At 49.8% G+C, this 18,316-nt stretch carries 17 protein-coding genes; 13 read left to right on the forward strand and 4 right to left on the reverse strand.

What is annotated here, in order from left to right:
- Positions 1 to 12 precede the first annotated feature (12 nt).
- Positions 13 to 1,428 carry a capsule assembly Wzi family protein gene (locus ATY27_RS06600; RefSeq protein WP_208932078.1) on the reverse strand — a complete coding sequence of 472 codons (1,416 nt, stop codon included), beginning with the start codon at positions 1,426 to 1,428 and terminating at the stop codon, positions 13 to 15.
- A complete protein-coding gene (gene coaD / locus ATY27_RS06605) occupies positions 1,425 to 1,907 on the reverse strand; it encodes a pantetheine-phosphate adenylyltransferase (protein ID WP_208932077.1) in 483 nt (160 codons plus the stop codon). Before coaD ends, ATY27_RS06600 begins: the two co-directional genes overlap by 4 nt.
- A 120-nt stretch (positions 1,908 to 2,027) precedes the next feature.
- Between coaD and ATY27_RS06610 the strand changes: the two genes are divergently transcribed.
- The 7 genes from ATY27_RS06610 (at position 2,028) to ATY27_RS06640 (ending at position 12,397) form a co-directional block, all read left to right on the forward strand.
- A complete protein-coding gene (locus tag ATY27_RS06610; RefSeq protein WP_208932076.1) occupies positions 2,028 to 2,690 on the forward strand; it encodes a TetR/AcrR family transcriptional regulator in 663 nt (220 codons plus the stop codon).
- Positions 2,691 to 2,913: 223 nt separating this feature from the next.
- Positions 2,914 to 4,986, forward strand: a complete 2,073-nt coding sequence (locus ATY27_RS06615; RefSeq protein ID WP_208932075.1) for a M13-type metalloendopeptidase — start codon at positions 2,914 to 2,916, stop codon at positions 4,984 to 4,986.
- Between the two features lie 286 nt (positions 4,987 to 5,272).
- Complete coding sequence (acnB, locus tag ATY27_RS06620; RefSeq protein ID WP_208932074.1) at positions 5,273 to 7,870, forward strand: bifunctional aconitate hydratase 2/2-methylisocitrate dehydratase; 2,598 nt, start codon at positions 5,273 to 5,275, stop codon at positions 7,868 to 7,870.
- Between the two features lie 73 nt (positions 7,871 to 7,943).
- Positions 7,944 to 8,312, forward strand: a complete 369-nt coding sequence (locus ATY27_RS06625; RefSeq protein ID WP_208932073.1) for a YacL family protein — start codon at positions 7,944 to 7,946, stop codon at positions 8,310 to 8,312.
- A gap of 200 nt (positions 8,313 to 8,512) precedes the next feature.
- Positions 8,513 to 8,851, forward strand: a complete 339-nt coding sequence (glnK, locus tag ATY27_RS06630) for a P-II family nitrogen regulator (RefSeq protein ID WP_208932072.1) — start codon at positions 8,513 to 8,515, stop codon at positions 8,849 to 8,851.
- 12 nt (positions 8,852 to 8,863) lie between these two features.
- Positions 8,864 to 10,135: an ammonium transporter gene (locus ATY27_RS06635; protein WP_208932071.1), complete on the forward strand. Its 1,272-nt coding sequence runs from the start codon at positions 8,864 to 8,866 to the stop codon at positions 10,133 to 10,135.
- Positions 10,136 to 11,470: 1,335 nt separating this feature from the next.
- Positions 11,471 to 12,397, forward strand: a complete 927-nt coding sequence (locus ATY27_RS06640) for a Dyp-type peroxidase (RefSeq protein WP_208932070.1) — start codon at positions 11,471 to 11,473, stop codon at positions 12,395 to 12,397.
- Between the two features lie 29 nt (positions 12,398 to 12,426).
- Here ATY27_RS06640 and argR read toward each other — a convergent pair whose 3' ends face one another.
- The gene (argR, locus tag ATY27_RS06645) at positions 12,427 to 12,894 is read right to left on the reverse strand and encodes a transcriptional regulator ArgR (protein ID WP_208932069.1); all 468 of its coding nucleotides are present in this window, start codon (positions 12,892 to 12,894) and stop codon (positions 12,427 to 12,429) included.
- A gap of 259 nt (positions 12,895 to 13,153) precedes the next feature.
- Between argR and mdh the strand changes: the two genes are divergently transcribed.
- Positions 13,154 to 14,092 carry a malate dehydrogenase gene (mdh, locus tag ATY27_RS06650; protein ID WP_208932068.1) on the forward strand — a complete coding sequence of 313 codons (939 nt, stop codon included), beginning with the start codon at positions 13,154 to 13,156 and terminating at the stop codon, positions 14,090 to 14,092.
- Positions 14,093 to 14,159: 67 nt separating this feature from the next.
- On the opposite strand, the gene ispB is transcribed toward mdh, so the two are convergent.
- Positions 14,160 to 15,131 carry an octaprenyl diphosphate synthase gene (ispB, locus tag ATY27_RS06655; RefSeq protein ID WP_208932067.1) on the reverse strand — a complete coding sequence of 324 codons (972 nt, stop codon included), beginning with the start codon at positions 15,129 to 15,131 and terminating at the stop codon, positions 14,160 to 14,162.
- A gap of 210 nt (positions 15,132 to 15,341) precedes the next feature.
- Here ispB and rplU point away from each other — a divergent pair, with 210 nt between their 5' ends.
- The 5 genes from rplU to ATY27_RS06680 all read left to right on the forward strand — a co-directional run bounded on the left by rplU (position 15,342) and on the right by ATY27_RS06680 (position 18,198).
- A complete protein-coding gene (gene rplU / locus ATY27_RS06660) occupies positions 15,342 to 15,650 on the forward strand; it encodes a 50S ribosomal protein L21 (RefSeq protein WP_031566951.1) in 309 nt (102 codons plus the stop codon).
- A gap of 18 nt (positions 15,651 to 15,668) precedes the next feature.
- Positions 15,669 to 15,926 (forward strand): 50S ribosomal protein L27, encoded by a 258-nt coding sequence (rpmA, locus tag ATY27_RS06665; protein ID WP_031566953.1) that lies wholly within the window; start codon positions 15,669 to 15,671, stop codon positions 15,924 to 15,926.
- 158 nt (positions 15,927 to 16,084) lie between these two features.
- Positions 16,085 to 17,242: an Obg family GTPase CgtA gene (gene cgtA, locus ATY27_RS06670; RefSeq protein ID WP_208932066.1), complete on the forward strand. Its 1,158-nt coding sequence runs from the start codon at positions 16,085 to 16,087 to the stop codon at positions 17,240 to 17,242.
- Positions 17,243 to 17,251: 9 nt separating this feature from the next.
- Positions 17,252 to 17,743: a type 3 dihydrofolate reductase gene (gene folA / locus ATY27_RS06675; protein WP_208932065.1), complete on the forward strand. Its 492-nt coding sequence runs from the start codon at positions 17,252 to 17,254 to the stop codon at positions 17,741 to 17,743.
- Positions 17,744 to 17,820: 77 nt separating this feature from the next.
- Positions 17,821 to 18,198 carry a DUF3718 domain-containing protein gene (locus tag ATY27_RS06680; protein WP_208932064.1) on the forward strand — a complete coding sequence of 126 codons (378 nt, stop codon included), beginning with the start codon at positions 17,821 to 17,823 and terminating at the stop codon, positions 18,196 to 18,198.
- Positions 18,199 to 18,316: the final 118 nt, after the last annotated feature.

Below are 18,316 nucleotides of genomic sequence, written 5' to 3' on the forward strand. Positions count from 1 at the left end.
GTGAGAAATCGCTTAGAACCGGTATTCCCAGCTGCCAGCCGCACTGACCTGATGGTCCAGCTCTGGCCGCAATGGTGACTGCTGCAAGTAACGAAGTTGCAGACTGAGTAAGCCGTCAAACAAGCCGCGCCGATGTTCCAGCTTCAGCTGCCAGCTGGTATCTGACAAGGCCGCCTGATGATAGCGTGCCAGCGTCAATTGTGCTGACCAACTGATGCCGCCTAAGGTCTGATAATGATAGGCGCTGCTCAACACCTCTGCATCAGCGCCATAACCGCTGCCGATAATGCGGCCGTAGCGGCGATACCCGTCCGGATAAAGTCCGCCCTGATACGCACAATCACCGGGTTCCAGCTGGTCGGCGCATTTCAGGTATGTATCTGAATATTCAAAGTTAAGCGTGTGAATGCCGTCGGTTTCACCAAAATAACTGCGCACCCCCCACAGTTGTAATAACTGATCCGGTGTACCACTTTGATTGTCATCGTCGGCCAGTTCGGTATAAAGCGTCAGCGGAAAACCAGCCAGTTGCAGGTGCCAGGCGGCATCAAGCGCAGCACGCTGGTCGGCCGGGATTTCATCACGTTTGTCATAGCTCACCAGATCCCACAAAGTACTGAAGCCATTACTGCGGCCCTGGCCACCCCATTGGATCACACGGCTGGCCCCCAATTCAATGGCAGGAACTGGCCTTAACGTCAGGCGCCCCCCCCAATAACGGGTTTGTGGTACCACACTGTTGTGCTGACCGTAGCCAAGGAAAGTCGTGGCCGACCAGGGACCCAGCCAGCGCAACCAACTGCGTTCATCTGGTTGCCAGCCATGACGCGTCAGCCGCACACTGGGCATCGGCCGCGCATTATTACTGAGTAATAAACTGCTTTGTTGACCCGGTCCCCACCAGACAGGCGTCTGGTCGACCTGCAATACCCAGTTGCCGCGGATCAACGCCAGATAGCTGCCATCCAGCGTGCTGGCTTGTTCGGTGCTGTCATCGGCCAGTGCACGGCGATTGACTTGCAAGCGGCCGGCGACTGAATCACTTTGTACTTCCTGAAACAGACTCAGCGCCGCATCTTCAAAATAGCTTTCGCCAAAATGTTGATGGTTCGATGTCGCGCTGTTCGCTTTGATTTTTACCCCGGACTGACGCTCACCGCGGTTGGCATGTAACGCACTGCGTAAATGCGCCACAGCGAATTGCAGCTCCGGGCTTAAGGCCGCGCTGTCGATCCGATTTAAATCGATGGCAATATTCTTCCACATGATCGGATAAGTGTTGACTGGCCCGGTTAACAATCCGGCTTGCGCCAGACTTTGTAACGACTGACGCAGATAATTGTCCTGGGTGTCCAGCCATGGGGTCGCTATTGCAGGCGCGGTACAAAGCGCCAGAGTGAATGACAGCGTTAACAGCTTTAATTTCATCGGCCTAACTTCCGGTTCAGCGCATCCAGCACTTGCGGTGCGACAAAAGGGGAAACATCTCCACCATGCCGCGCCACTTCTTTGACCAGCGTAGAGGAGATAAACATGTTTTTTTCTGACGGGGTCATAAACAGACTGTCGAGGTCAGGATTGAGCTGCCGGTTCATGCTGGCGAGCTGGAATTCATACTCAAAATCAGCGACAGCCCGCACCCCACGGATTAACACCTGTGCCTGATGGATGCGGCCAAATTCAGCCAGCAAGCCGGCGAATCCGACAACCTGCACGTTCGGCAGATCGGCGAACACCTGCTGTGCCAGCGCAACCCGTTCTTCCAGACTGAACATCGGCTGTTTACTCGGATTGGCGGCTACGGCCAGGATCACTTCATCAAATAGGCGGGCCGCGCGGATGACTAAATCGGTATGGCCATTGGTCAGCGGGTCAAAAGTCCCGGGATAAATTGCTTTGGTTTTCATCGTGGGCGCCTGTGGTCGCAGCGGTACCGGCGCAGGCTGGCGCAGGCAGGGCTGGTATTTTTTTTCGATTTGACGTTACTATAACAAAATAATCCCTTTCACTATAAGCCCGTGCCGGTCATGGACAAGAAGTTGCGCACTAAAGATAAAATATTACAAGCCAGCATCGAGTTGTTTAACCAGCAAGGCGAGCGTCAAATCACCACCAACCATATTGCTGCCCATCTCGGTATCAGTCCGGGTAATCTGTATTACCATTTCAGGAACAAAGAAGACATTGTCCGGCAGATTTTTAAAGAATATGCCAAATTGCTGGACAGCCGTCTGCAGCCGCCAAGCCGGCATTCCGAGGCGCTGGATGCATTAGCGCAATATTTGGATACCGTATTTGAACTGATGTGGCGCTTTCACTTTTTTTACGCCAACCTGCCGGATATCCTCAGCCGCGACCCATTGCTGCAGCAGGATTATCTGCTGGTGCAAAAAGGTGTACAAAGCAAAGTAGTCTCAGTGTTACAGGCATTAAAAGCGGCCGATGTCATTGAAATAGATGACGCTGATATCGCCAACTTCGCTCACACCATCAAACTGGTAGTGACTTTCTGGATCAGTTACCTGAAAACGCAGGCGCCGCAGGCGGCGATCGATCAGGCGCAGGCGTATCAGGGCGTATTAAAAGTGCTGTTGTTATTTAAACCTTATTCGTCGCATCAGGCATTGCCTCGCATTGAGAATCTGCAGCGGCATTACCAGCATCTGGCCGGCCAGCCGTTGCTGAATTAACCGCCGGTTAGTGGCCATTTTGCGCTGTTGCTGTAAAGAAGTTTTACACCTGATGCGGTGTTTTGTTGCATTTCGTTACAACTTGCCCGTTGCTATCGTTGTCGGCTGACGTGCGCCGCGTTACCATGCAAGCAGAGTTCAGGCGCATCTGCAGCAGGCTGCATCCCGATCCGCATCCGCCTAAGACTCAGGGTCTTATAAAAATCAACCAGGAATTATCCCGATGAAAAATATCTCTGTACTGGCGCTCAGTGTTGCACTGGCGCTTGGTCTGACCGGCTGCGAAAAAGCCGCACAGGCTCCGGCTGAAGCTCCGGCAGTCGCCGCCGTTCCGGCCAAAACACTGGTATCCGGTGTTGAGCAGGAAAACTTTGACCCGGCGGTCAAACATACTGAAAACTTCTTCTACAGCGTAAACGGTACCTGGTTACAAAAAACCGAGATCCCGGCCGACAAATCCAACTACGGTTCTTTCACCAAGCTGTACGACGATTCACAAGTGGCAATGCGCACTATTATCGAATCTGCTGCCGCGAAAAAAGATAAAGTAGCGGGTACTGACGAACAGAAGCTGGGTGATTTCTACACCAGCTATATGGACGAAGCCGGCATCGAAGCCAAAGGCGTCGCGCCAATCAAAGCCGATTTAGACAAAATCGCTGCGATCAAAGACCACACTGAGCTGGCCCGCGTGATGGGTGAATTCCAGCTGGCTGGCACCAGTCTGCCATTTGGCTGGTACGTCAATAACGACGCCAAAGCCTCAACGCAAAACGCGTTGTATCTGGGCCAAAGCGGTCTGGGTTTACCGGATAAAGATTATTACTTCAACAAAGACGCGAAGTTCGACACAATCCGCACCGAATATCAGAAATATCTGGTCGACATGCTGACCTTAGCCGGCGTAGCAGATCCTGCGAAAGCGGCGGAGCGCATCTATGCGCTGGAACTGAAAATTGCAGAGAAACACTGGAGCCGCGTAGAAAACCGCGACGCCGATAAGACTTACAATAAGTTCAGCAAAGCAGATTTAACCGCCAAACTGGGTGCTTTCCCTTGGGAAGAGTATGCCAAAGTCGTCAAGCTGGATGGCGTGTCAGACATCATCGTTGAACAGCCAAGCTACTTCGAAGCTTTTGCCGGGATCTATAAAGACACCGATCTGCAAACCTGGAAAGACTACCTGAGCATCCGCTTTGTGTCTGAATATTCAGCCAAATTGAGCAAAGCTTTTGTTGATCGTCAGTTCGCCTTCTACGGTACCGTACTGTCAGGTACCAAAGAGCAGCAACCACGCTGGAAAAAAGCCGTGAATGCTTCTGATGAAGTGCTCGGCGAAATCGTTGGCAAACTATACGTCGAACAACACTTCAAACCAGAAGCCAAAGAGCGGATGAAAGTGCTGGTCGACAATCTGATCAAAGCTTATCACCAGAGCATCGATACGCTGGAATGGATGACGCCGGAAACGAAAAAAGCCGCGCATGAGAAGCTGAACAAGTTCACACCAAAAATCGGTTACCCGGATAAATGGAAAGACTACAGCAACCTGAGCATCAAAGCCGACGATCTGGTCAGCAACTATAAAGCGGCTGCACAGTTCGCCTACAGCCAGATGACGGCCAAGCTTGGCAAACCAGTTGACCGTTCAGAATGGTTTATGACCCCACAAACCGTCAACGCCTACTACAACCCGGTGAACAACGAAATCGTGTTCCCGGCCGCGATCCTGCAACCGCCATTCTTTAATCTGGATGCCGATGATGCAGTGAACTACGGTGGTATCGGTGCGGTGATCGGCCATGAACTGGGCCACGGTTTTGACGACCAGGGCGCCAAGTTTGACGGCGACGGTAACCTGCGCAACTGGTGGACCGATGCGGATAAAGCTGAATTCGAAAAACGCGGCAAGCAGCTGGTGGCACAATACAACCAGTACTCACCACTGGAAGGCATGCATGTCAATGGCGAGCTGACGCTGGGTGAAAACATCGGTGACCTGGGCGGTCTGACTGTTGCGCTGAAGGCTTACAAGCTGTCTTTGGCAGGTAAAGAAGCGCCAGTCATGGATGGCTTCACCGGTGAACAGCGTTTCTTCCTGAGCTGGTCACAAGTGTGGCGTCGTAAAGGTCGCGAAGAGTATCTGCGTAACATGCTGACCACAGATCCACATTCACCAAGCGAATACCGTGTTATTGGTATCGTGTCGAACATTCCTGAGTTCTACGACGCATTTAACGTCAAACCAGGCGACAAGATGTACATCGCACCGGAAAACCGCGTCAAAATCTGGTAATTAATCTGCCAGCTTGCAATCAAATCAAAGGCCGCTCCCCGCGGCCTTTTTGCTACTTGGCGTACCGGTGCAAACTGCGGTATCGGCGTTTAGCTGAATTCCTGCCCAACAATTTCCCATATCATTGTTTTAAACGCTAACCATTCATCAAACTTATAGCCACTATAAGCAGTGCGGCATATACTTCGGTGTCATTTGTGGCTGATTTTTCTTATAATCCAGCCGTTTGATTTGCTGCAAACCCGCTTGAGCACAGGCTCGGGTGGACCAACCAGAGGACATTACCGTGCTGCAACAATACCGTGAACACGTCGCTGAACGTGCCGCCCAAGGCATTCCTCCGAAGCCGCTGACTGCGCAACAAGTGGCTGACTTAGTTGAATTATTAAAGAATCCTCCGGTCGGCGAAGAAGCATTCCTCGTCGACTTACTCGAAAACCGTATTCCACCAGGTGTTGATGAAGCTGCTTATGTCAAAGCCGGCTTTTTAACAGCAGTTGCAAAAGGCGAAGTGCCAAGCCCGTTAGTGACGGCCGAGCGCGCCACAGAATTACTGGGCACTATGTTCGGTGGTTATAACATCCAGCCGATGATTGACCTGCTGGACAGCGACAAGTTAGGCGCTATCGCCGCCAAAGGTCTGTCTCACACGCTGCTGATGTTTGATTCTTTCCATGACGTCAAAGCGAAAGCCGATAAAGGCAACCAGCATGCGAAAAACGTGTTGCAAAGCTGGGCCGATGCCGAGTGGTTCTTAAGCAAACCTGCTATTCCTGAGAAAATCACGGTGACTGTGTTTAAAGTCACTGGTGAAACCAATACCGACGATCTGTCACCAGCCCCGGATGCCTGGTCACGGCCGGATATCCCACTGCACGCTTTAGCGATGCTGAAAAACGCCCGTGAAGGTATTGAGCCGGACGTTGCCGGTGCAAAAGGCCCGGTAAAACAAATCGAAACGCTGCTGGCCAAAGGCTTCCCGCTGGCGTACGTCGGTGACGTGGTCGGCACAGGTTCAAGCCGTAAATCTGCGACCAACTCAGTATTGTGGTTCATGGGTGACGACATGCCATTCGTGCCAAACAAACGCACTGGCGGTGTCTGTTTAGGCGGCAAAATCGCACCAATCTTCTTCAACACGATGGAAGATTCAGGCTCTCTGCCAATCGAGCTGGATGTAAACAGCATGGCGATGGGCGATGTGATCGACATTTTCCCACATCAGGGCGTGGTCAAACGTCACGGCACTGATGAAGTGATTTCAACCTTTGAACTGCGTTCAAACGTACTGTTAGACGAAGTGCGCGCTGGTGGCCGTATTCCACTGATCATCGGTCGTGGTTTAACTGACAAAGCCCGTGAAGCGCTGGGCCTGCCGCATTCAACAGTGTTTGAACGTCCGGCGGTGACTGAAGTTACCAACAAAGGCTTCACGCTGGCGCAAAAACTGGTGGGTAAAGCTTGTGGTGTCAAAGGTATTCGCCCTGGCCAATACTGTGAACCAAAAATGACGACAGTCGGTTCACAAGACACCACCGGTCCTATGACGCGTGACGAGTTAAAAGATCTGGCCTGTTTAGGTTTCTCTGCCGACCTGGTGATGCAGTCATTCTGTCACACAGCAGCGTATCCGAAACCAGTGGATGTAAACACACACCACACGCTGCCTGATTTCATCATGAACCGCGGTGGTATTTCGCTGCGTCCGGGTGACGGCGTGATCCACAGCTGGTTAAACCGCATGTTGCTGCCGGATACTGTTGGTACCGGCGGTGATTCACACACGCGTTTCCCGCTGGGGATTTCATTCCCGGCCGGTTCAGGTCTGGTTGCATTCGCCGCAGCCACAGGTGTCATGCCGCTGGATATGCCTGAGTCTGTGCTGGTGCGCTTTAAAGGCGAGATGCAGCCAGGTATCACGTTACGTGATCTGGTCCATGCCATCCCTTATTACGCGATTCAGCAAGGCTTGCTGACGGTGGAGAAAAAAGGCAAGGTCAACATCTTCTCTGGCCGCGTGCTGGAAATCGAAGGTCTGGAGCATCTAACTGCTGAACAGGCGTTCGAGTTGTCAGATGCTTCTGCTGAACGTTCAGCTGCCGGTTGTACTATCACGCTGTCGGAGAATTCAGTCAGTGAATATCTGCAATCGAACATCGTGATGCTGAAGTGGATGATCAGTGAAGGTTACGGTGATATCCGTACTATTGAGCGTCGTATCAACGCGATGGAAGCCTGGCTGGCCAATCCGAAACTGGAACGTGCAGATGCGGATGCTGAATACGCCGCGGTGATCGAAATCGACCTCGCTGACGTGAAAGAGCCAATCCTGTGTGCGCCAAACGATCCGGATGACGCCCGTCTGTTGTCAGCAGTCGCCGGTGAGAAGATCGATGAAGTCTTTATCGGTTCCTGTATGACCAACATCGGTCACTTCCGTGCAGCCGGTAAACTGCTGGACAAATTCAAAGGTCAAATCCCGACGCGTCTGTGGATCGCTCCACCGACCAAAATGGATAAAGACCAGCTGACCGAAGAAGGTTACTACGGCATTTACGGCCGCGTCGGTGCGCGGATCGAGATCCCGGGTTGTTCACTCTGTATGGGTAACCAGGCCCGTGTTGGCGACAACACCACAGTAGTGTCAACCTCAACCCGTAACTTCCCGAACCGTTTAGGCCAGGGCGCCAATGTGTACCTGGCCTCTGCTGAACTGGCGGGTGTAGCGTCTATCATCGGTCGCTTACCAACGGTTGCGGAGTATCTGGAGTATGCGAAGCAGATCGAAACGACGGCAGCGGATACCTACCGCTACCTGAACTTCCATCAGATGAGCCAGTACACCAGCAAAGCATCGAATGTGATTGTGCAGCAAGCTGTTTAATTTCAGTTAGTTGCAGTAGTTTGCCAAAGAGGCCCGCGATTGCGGGCCTCTGTATTTCCGGAGAGAAGTTACAGTGGAACATGATTTTATTTATCTGGCTGACAGCCGGCGATATCTGCTGAAACTACCGTCAGAACAACATGCTTTGCAGTGTTTTTTGTTGGAAGAATTCGACTTAAATGCCCGGAGTTATCAACCGTTGGCCGACAAACTCAGTACATTGGGTCCTTATGATGAGTATCAGTTCGCCGGTCGCGAGTATTCGCTGCACGTCGAACGTATGGAGGTGCGGGTGTTTCATCATAGCTGCGGTCAAATTCAACCGGACGACCAGTTTATCGAAGCCGATCTCAATACGGATGACGCCAGTCTTCAGTCAGAATGTGGTGTCGAAGATCTGCTCCGGCTGCTCCAGGCCTGGCAGCAATTTCTGCCAGCCTGATTGTTTTCTGCTGCACCTGCAACGGGAAGAAGCGCACCATCATGGTGCGTTTTTTTTATCCAATTCTTGCTGATTTGTTCTATCTATCTGTATTTAAAGAAATAAAAAACTTGGCACACGACTTTCTTATACAAATAGCAACAGCAACAAGTTGCCTGGGCCGATTTGCGCCGGTCCGGGAATCAATGAGGATAAAAACTATGAAACTCGTAACAGCCATCATCAAGCCATTTAAGCTTGACGATGTCCGTGAAGCGATTGCGGACATTGGGATAGAAGGCCTGACCGTGACGGAAGTCAAAGGTTTCGGGCGGCAAAAAGGCCACACAGAGCTGTACCGTGGCGCGGAATACCAGGTGGACTTCCTGCCGAAGGTTAAATTGGAAATTGCGACGCTGGACGAAAATGTCGACCGCCTGATCCAGGCGATCCAGCAAGCCGCCCACACCGGTCGGATCGGTGACGGTAAAATTTTCGTGTACGACCTCGAGCAAGTGGTACGGATCCGTACCGGCGAAACCGACGCAGAAGCGATCTAGCAGGAGTTCATCATGCAAGAACAGATTTATCATTTACAGTTTGCCATGGACACCTTCTATTTTCTGGTGTGTGGCGCTTTAGTTATGTGGATGGCGGCTGGGTTCGCCATGTTGGAATCCGGTTTAGTCCGGGCAAAAAATACTACTGAAATTCTGACGAAAAACTTCGTGTTATATGCCATTGCCTGTTTGATGTACTTAATCTGCGGTTACCAGTTTATGTACGGTGGTGGGTATTTCTTAAGCGGGATTGAAGCAATGAATGTCGATGAGACATTAGCCAGTATTGCCAGCCGTGAAAATGGTTTCACTGGTAAAGCCGCTTACTCTAAAGCTGCAGATTTCTTCTTCCAGGTCGTGTTTGTTGCTACTGCGATGTCAATCGTCTCGGGTGCAGTCGCTGAGCGGATGAAACTGTGGGCATTTTTTGCCTTCGCAGTGGTGATGTGCGGTGTGCTGTATCCAATGGAAGGGTCATGGACCTGGGGTGGTCAACCGGTATTCGGTTTGTATAGCCTGGCTGACTTTGGTTTCTCTGATTTTGCTGGTTCAGGTATTGTGCATTTGGCAGGCGCAGCAGCTGCTTTAGCAGGTGTAATTTTGTTGGGTGCCCGCAAAGGTAAATTTACCAAAGATGGTAAAGCTCATGCATTCCCAGGTTCAAACATGCCATTGGCAACTCTGGGTACATTAATCCTGTGGATGGGCTGGTTCGGTTTTAACGGCGGCTCTATGTTGAAACTTGCGGACATCGGCAACGCGCATGGTGTGGCGATGGTTTTCGTCAATACCAACGCTGCAGCAGTGGGTGGTGCTTTATCTGCTCTGATCGTTTCAATGGTGCTGTTCCGTAAAGCGGACTTAACGATGGTATTAAACGGTGCATTGGCAGGTCTGGTCGCTATCACGGCTGAACCATCAACGCCAACACCACTGCAAGCAACGATTTTTGGTGCGGTAGCGGGTGTACTGGTGGTTGCGGCGATTATCGGTTTTGACAAAATCAAAATTGATGACCCGGTTGGTGCGATTTCAGTGCACGGTGTAGTGGGTTTCTTTGGTCTGATGATTGTGCCACTGACCAAAGACAGTGCATCGTTCCTGGGGCAGTTCATTGGTGCCGCGACTATCTTCGTCTGGATCTTTGTTTGCAGTCTGATTGTCTGGGGTGTGCTGAAAGCCACTATGGGCATCCGGGTCAGTGAACAGGAAGAATATGAAGGTGTAGACCGTTCTGAGTGTGGTATTGAAGCATACCCTGAATTTGTGTCGACCTTAAAGTAAGCAGCCTGAGGAGAGCCGGTGGGGCTTCTCAGGAGCGAGTATCCCGCCCGGCAGTGCATGTGATGACTGCCGAAGCGGGACACTAAACCCTTACCACCAAATCGTCTATCCTTGTCCTTTGTCTTCTAAGACGACCCCACTGGTACTAGCCTGTGGGGTTTTTTATTTATGTGCGGACAAAATCTAATCTATCAGTGCAGATGCCAGCTGAAAAGTAGGCAAAGGTACGATGAAAAAAATTTCAACTGTCAGTCATCATCTGTTCACGATGTTTAGGTAGGTGTTCCTGCCGGGTTGGATGAGTCCGCTAAAGACAGGGTTGGGATACAGGCGTCACCGGGGCGAAACTCAATCTGGTTGGGTTGCAGGCAGTTGGAACCAGACTGAGCCGCACGAGGCGCAGACAAATTCAATGATGAGAACCATAAAAACAGGAAAGCCGCTCCTTTTTGGGGAGCGGCTACCGTAATACTTTGCCAAATTCCATTTTGTGCCCAATGGGCATCCATCCCTGCCTCCCGAAGGAGATTCACGCGCTGTGAAGGTTTTAACATCCGTGCTCATAAAACGCTGCCAGTGCAGTGTCCTACTTCAAGCCAATCCTGGCTTTCCATTCCATTGAGGTACCATCCTGATACCGCTGCTACATCCTGTAGCGTCCTGTTCCTTTGGGTATCGTCCTGATACCGCTGCTACATCCTGTAGCGTCCCGTTCCTTTGGGTATCGTCCTGATACCGCTGCTACATCCTGTAGCGTCCTGTTCCTTTGGGTATCGTCCTGATACCGCTACTACATCCTGTAGCGTCCTGTTCCTTTGGGTATCATCCTGACACCGCTGCTACATCCTGTAGCGTCCTTTGTTGTGTTGTTCAATCCCTGAACAACATCTGCTCCTCCGGAGCGACTACTCCATTGGCTGGCATCCTGCCAACACCACCGTTCCCGGTGTCCATTTCCCTAGAGACTTCACCCTGAAATCTCAGCTCTTCCTGAGCCTGTCCATGACAATCTGACTTATCAACCATCCTTGATTGAGCTTTCACAACCATTGCTGTGATGTCTTCCTGTCCGGTGAGAGAATTATGCCCTGAATTTATGAGAGTTTTGTTGTTGTGAGCCAAGATAGGCTTAGCTGGAGTCACTCAATAATCACTCAACATATAAAATATTTAATAAAAATAGCAACTTACTGAAGTTGCTGGCTTGATATCGCTGACCAAAAGGCGCTTTAGCCTACTCAAATGTGAGATATATCTCACAAAGTTCACGTAGATTTGGCGCCACTAACTTTTTTGGTTAGCATGGCGGCATCTGATAACTGTAATGCTGGGACTATGGCAAGAGAACAATTAGGTGTCTGTGCAGAACCAAACTTACATGGGTTGTTGTTGCTGATGAACGCTTTAGATGGGCACGAGCAGCATATCCGGCGAGTGCTTGGGCGGATCCCGGGTTTGATTCAAAAACTCACAGAGCAATTTTCCGAAGCCAACCTGAACGCGGTCATTGCGATTGGTCCAGGTTATTGGGACGCATTGTATCCGGCGCTGCGGCCCTTGGATTTTCAGCCGTTTTCTCCTCTGCTGGTAGACGATCTGGCGATGCCAGCCGTGCCTTATGATGTATTGCTGAAGATCCGGGCAGATCGTTATGATGTCTTGCATCTGGCTATTCAGCAATGTTATCAACAGCTGATGCCGCATCTTGAGCTGGTCGAACAAACCCATTGTTTTCGTTTTATGGATGGCCGTGATCTGACCGGTTTTATCGATCAGCCACAATCGCCACGTGGCCGCAAAAAACGTGAGTTAGCACTGATATCTGAGACAACACAGCCAGAGTTAGCTCAGGGCAGCTATGTGTACTATCAGCGATATCGACTTGATTTAAACCGCTGGCAACAACTGACTCAACAACAACAAGAAGTCATTATTGGCCAGCGAAAACTGGATGGACAGCAATTGGCAATGGCACAGCTACATGAACAAAGTCATGCAGTAAAGGCTGCTGTGACAGATGATTTTGGTGAGTTTTATCCGCTGGTGTTTCAAAATATGCCGTTTGGTCAGCTAAAGGTCCAAGGGCTGGTCATTCTGGCTTGTTCAGCTGAGCCAACAGCATACCTGACATGGCTCAACCGGCGTTTAGGCGACTCGGGCGGGCAAAACTACGATTTGTTACTGGATTATGTGCAAGCCGATAGTGGCGCGGCTTTTTTCGCACCATCTATCTCGTTTCTTGAAGACCAGGCAGGTCTGTGATGCTTTTATTGACAAGGCATCCAAAAAACTCAGACCTTTTCAAATAATTCAGTCACTTTCTTCAATGTGAAATTTATATTTTTCACGCTGGTTGGTGCGATAAATATGGTGTCGTCTCCGGCGATTGTACCCAGCACACCTTCGGCTTTACCCACCGAATCCAGCAGTCTGGCGATCAACTGGGCTGCGCCGGGACTCGTGCGGATAATAATCATCACATCATTGTGTTCTATGTCGAGGACAAGCTGGCGAAGTGGACTTTTGGTTGTTGGCACGCCCAATTCGGGTGGCAGGCAATAGACCATTTCCTGGCGGGCGTTGCGGGTACGGACAGCACCGAATTTACTCAACATCCGCGAGACTTTGGACTGACTGACGTTATCAAATCCTTCCGCTTTCAGTGCATCCACAATGTCGCTCTGTGAACCGAACCTTTCTTCTTTCAGCAGCGCTTTAAAGGCTTGGATCAGCGCTTCCTGTTTGGTTTGTTTGGTCATAGTTACCAGTTAATTCACTTAATTAAGTCTTACTCAAGCATCATGCAACAAAGCATACCATAGCAAAAACCGCCGTTGGATCCACTGAATTCTTTGCTGCGTGCAAGAATGCCATTATCCATGGGCTTTGCTGAATATTGTCCTATATTGATCTGGTTAATTAATGTGCTGCTACTTTGGTATAAGTCATTTGTAATTTGCGCCGTATTTCAGTATTGTTGGCGCGTTTTTTTCGGTGAACCGACAATTGGAGATAAGCATGAAAGTTACCGTTTTAGGTGCTGCTGGTGGTATAGGTCAGGCCCTATCTTTATTACTGAAGTTAAATCTGCCTGCTGGTACTGATTTAGCGTTATACGACCTGGCTCCGGTGACGCCGGGTGTTGCTGTAGACTTGAGTCATATCCCAACCGCGGTAAAAGTGACGGGTTATGGAAAAGACGATTTGCATACCGCGTTAGCAGGTGCAGATGTTGTTATGATCCCTGCCGGTATGCCACGCAAGCCTGGTATGGACCGTTCTGATTTGTTTAACATCAACGCCGGTGTGGTGAAAACCCTGGCCGAAGCCATTGTTGTTCAATGTCCAAAAGCGCTGGTCGGTGTGATCACTAACCCAGTGAATACAACAGTTGCAATCGCTGCTGAAGTATTCAAAAAAGCCGGAACCTATGATGCAAAACGGCTTTTTGGTGTAACGACGCTGGACGTCATCCGCGCGGAAACATTTATTGCGGAATTAAAAGGTAAAAATCCTGCGGAACTGATCGTTCCGGTGATTGGTGGCCACAGTGGTACTACTATTCTGCCACTGTTGTCACAAGTTAAAGATGTGACATTTACCGACGAAGAAGTTGCTGCTCTGACTTACCGTATCCAGAACGCCGGTACAGAAGTGGTTGAAGCCAAAGCGGGTGGCGGATCGGCAACGCTGTCGATGGGCCAGGCTGCCGCACGTTTCTGTGTGTCGCTGATCAAAGGCCTGCAAGGCGAGACAGTTACTGAGTACGCTTATGTGGAAGGCAAAGGTGAGCACGCACGTTTCTTCGCTCAGCCGATCACTTTGGGTAAAAACGGCGTCGAAGCACTGTTAGACATTGGTACTTTGAGCGCATATGAACAAAATGCAATGAACGATATGCTGCCGACTTTAAAAGCAGATATCGCGCTTGGTGAAGAGTTCGTGAATAAGGCTTAATATCAGGCCTGATAAAAAAGCCAGCATCAGCTGGCTTTTTGCATTTTAGTACTGACAACCAGGTACTCTAGTGAGAGCGTTCCACAGCGATATCCGCCAGTGTCAGTAAAGCGTCTTTGTAAGGACTTGGCGGCAAAAACTCAATAGCCTGTTTTGCCAACTCAGCTTCCCTTTCCGCAAGATTTCGGGTGTAACCAAAAGCGTTTGTATCGTGCATAGCGGCCATAATCGCGTCGAAGTGCTGCAACCCATTGCTTTCGATAATCGCTTCCCGAATTAATGCCTGTTGCGTCGGATTACCGTGCTTGAGTGCATGGATCAACGGTAATGTCGGTTTGCCCTCAGCCAGATCGTCGCCGATATTCTTACCAAGTTCATTTACGTCCGCCTGGTAGTCCAGGACATCATCAATTAGTTGGAAGGCAGTACCGAGGTGCAGACCATAAAGCCGCATAGCTTCTGTGGTTGCAGCGTCTTTGTCTGCAAGAATTGCAGCCAATTCGGTTGCAGCTTCAAACAAACGCGCAGTTTTGCAATAAATGACCTGCAGATAACTTTGTTCCGTTGTGTCAGGGTCGTTTACGTTCATCAACTGCAGTACTTCACCTTCTGCAATCACGTTGGTTGCATCTGCCAGAATTTGCATGACGCGCATACGCTCCAACGACACCATCAGCTGGAAGGCTCGGGTGTATAAAAAGTCACCGACCAATACGCTAGCCTGATTACCGAAAACCGCGTTTGCAGTTTCTTTACCACGACGTAGCATCGATTCATCGACGACGTCATCATGCAGTAAAGTAGCTGTGTGGATAAACTCAATAATGGTCGCCAGTGTTATATGCTGCGCCCCCTGATAGCCGAGCGCGCGTGCAGCAAGGACCGCGAGTAGTGGGCGTAAACGCTTACCGCCGCTGTTAACAATATAAATGCCGAGCTGGTTGATCAGCGCAACATCAGAATTCAGCTGAGAAAAAATATGTTCATTCACAGCAGTCATATCGTGCTGGCTCAGTAAGCGGATTTCATCGAGCGTCATGCGGGGTCAGTTAATTCAGGAAACCAGAATGGCTGGATTCTACAACAACAACGAAAGTGGCAAAACTAAATCTCGATCCTTTTTGTGGGTTGATGATCTTTTTAATATTTGTGCTTGCGAGGGTAGGGGAAATTGCGTACAATTCGCGCCCTGTGAATCTAATTAACACGCCCCCTCTGCGGTTGGCGTGATCTGTACGGAGTTCTAACTATGTACGCGGTTTTCCAAAGTGGTGGTAAACAGCACCGTGTGACTGAAGGTCAAACCCTTCGTCTAGAAAAACTGGACTTAGAGATGGGTGCAAAGGTTGAGTTTGCTGCCCTGATGATCGTAAACGGCGACGATGTAAAAATCGGTACTCCAGTCGTAGAAGGCAGTAAAGTTACTGCGGAAGTGGTCGCACATGACCGTGGCGATAAAGTTAAAATCGTCAAATTCCGCCGTCGTAAGCACTACCGTAAACAAGCTGGCCACCGTCAGTGGTTTACTGAAGTGAAAATTACTGGCATCAGCGCTTAATTTCAGGAGTAACGACTCATGGCAAGTAAAAAAGGTGTAGGTAGTACACGTAACGGTCGTGATTCAGAAGCGAAACGCTTAGGTGTTAAGCGTTTTGGCGGTGAATCAGTTCTGGCTGGTAACATCATCGTGCGTCAACGTGGTACTAAGTTCCATGCTGGCACCAACGTGGGTATCGGTAAAGATCACACGCTGTTTGCTTTAACTGACGGTAAAGTTCAGTTTGAAGTGAAAGGCGAGCACAGCCGTAAATTCGTTAGCATCGTTAGCGAATAACAGCTGAAATCTCCGAAGAAACCCCGCACAGAGCGGGGTTTTTTTTTGCTTATCAGTAAAAAGATAACGCATAGTTTTGAAACAACAGGCCTTTGTTTTCGCAGTTCAAGAATCATAGGTTTATAATGTTCGCAATGTATTTAGCAGGATAGGTCGAAATGAAATTTGTTGATGAGGCTCTGATCCGGGTCGAAGCCGGCGATGGTGGTAATGGGATCATCAGTTTCCGCCGCGAAAAATTTGTATCCAAAGGTGGACCAAATGGTGGTGATGGCGGAGACGGCGGCGACGTCTATCTGATTGCGGACAGTAACCTCAATACGTTGGTTGATTACCAATTTGAAAAACTGCATATCGCACAGCGTGGCCAGAATGGCATGAGTACGAACTGTACTGGTAAGCGCGGTGAAGATTCAATTTTACGAGTTCCGGTTGGCACGCGGGCAATTGATGTCGACACGAATGAAGTCTTGGGTGACTTAACCCGAAATGGTTTGAAACTGATGGTTGCTAAAGGCGGTTGGCACGGCCTGGGCAACGCCCGTTTTGCCAGCAGTACTAACCGCACACCGCGGAAAAAAACCAATGGCACGCCAGGTGAAGTTCGAAATCTGCGGCTGGAATTATTACTGCTCGCAGACGTTGGTATGTTAGGTCTGCCAAACGCCGGCAAATCTACCTTTATCCGTGCAGTTTCTTCAGCAAAACCGAAAGTAGCGGACTATCCGTTTACGACATTAGTACCAAATCTTGGTGTAGTTCGGACTGAAAGCAGCAAGTCATTTGTGATCGCCGATATCCCGGGTCTGATTGAAGGCGCGGCAGAAGGGGCCGGTTTAGGCATTCAGTTTCTGAAACACCTTGAACGCTGTGGCCTGTTACTCCATATGATTGATGTTTTACCAGCCGACGGTTCAGATCCAGCCGAAAATGCACAGGTCATTATCCACGAGTTGGGCAAATACAGTGACAAACTGGTAAATAAACCACGTTGGTTGGTATTCAATAAAATCGATCTGGTGCTCGAAGACGAACTTGACGAGATCAAGCAGAAAGTGATTGCAGCGATTGGCTGGGATGGTCCTGTGTATCAGGTCTCTGCGGCGTCCAGAACGCATACAGAAGCCTTGTGTCAGGATATTCAGGCTTACCTTGATCAGTTGCCAAAAGAAGCGCCAAAAGAGCAGCTGCTTGATCCAGTACAGTTCAAATGGGACGACTATCACGCGGATGCGATGAATCTGGCGGACGATTTGGATGATGACGATGATTTCGATGATGATGACTACGAAGTCGAAGTGATTTATCGCCGTTAAGGATGCTGCATGTTGTTAAGTCTGATTGCTGCAATGGCCAATGACCGGGTGATCGGTTTAAACAACCAGATGCCCTGGCATATGCCTGCTGATCTGGCGCATTTTAAGCAGGTGACCTTAGGGAAACCGGTGGTGATGGGCCGTAAGACGTTCGATTCAATTGGACGGTTATTGCCGGGCCGGCGCAATGTTGTGATCAGTCGTCAAGTTAAACCAGAGGGTTTTGCTGCCGATTGGGTCAATAGTCTCGAAGATGCGTTAACGCTGCTTTCAAAGGAACCAGAAGTGATGGTTATTGGTGGTGCTGAGTTGTATCGCCAGACCTTACCGATGGCAGACCGGCTTTATTTGTCCGAGTTTGCGCTTGAAGTGGCTGGAGATGCGTATTTTCCAGACTACCACGCAATTGGTCAGTGGCGGATAAGTTCAGAGCAATTGTTCCAGGCGGATGATAAGAATCCGGTAGATTACCGCTTCTTACAACTTGAGCGTGAACGCTGAAATTTCCAGCGTTGCGCATCACCTAACATGTTGCTACTATTAATTTTGTTTTGCTAATTCTGCCTCAGAGGTTGCCTATGAAATTAATAAACGCCACGTTATGTCTGTCGTTGGCTGCAGGTTTAATGCTCGTTGCACCAGCCGCTCAGGCTCAGGAACAGCTGGCTGCTTCGATGTGCGATTATGTCAAAGCAGATGATAAGAATCGCTTTCGTAAGTTGTTGTCTGATAACCGATTAAGGTTACGTAATATTTATGACGGTGTGGTTTGTGACGGTTTATCCCTGATCCGATTTGCAGTAAAAAGTAATGCAGCCGGTGCAGGGGAGTTTATTGTCAAACAGTTACCTGCCGCCCAAATTACTGCATCAGGTGATATCGCTTGGGCAGAATCTAATCATGCAGGCTCGGCATTGATTGCGGTACTGAAAGCTCGGGCAGGTGGTGGCGAATAGCCATAAAAATTCAGCAAAAAAGCCGTGGATCCCACGGTTTTTTTACGCCCGCAGATATTCGACTCATAACTTAGTCTGGCTGTTCTAAGCAAGTTCACAACAAAAAAGGAGCCGAAGC

The sequence above is a fragment of the Rheinheimera sp. F8 genome, assembly GCF_001518915.1.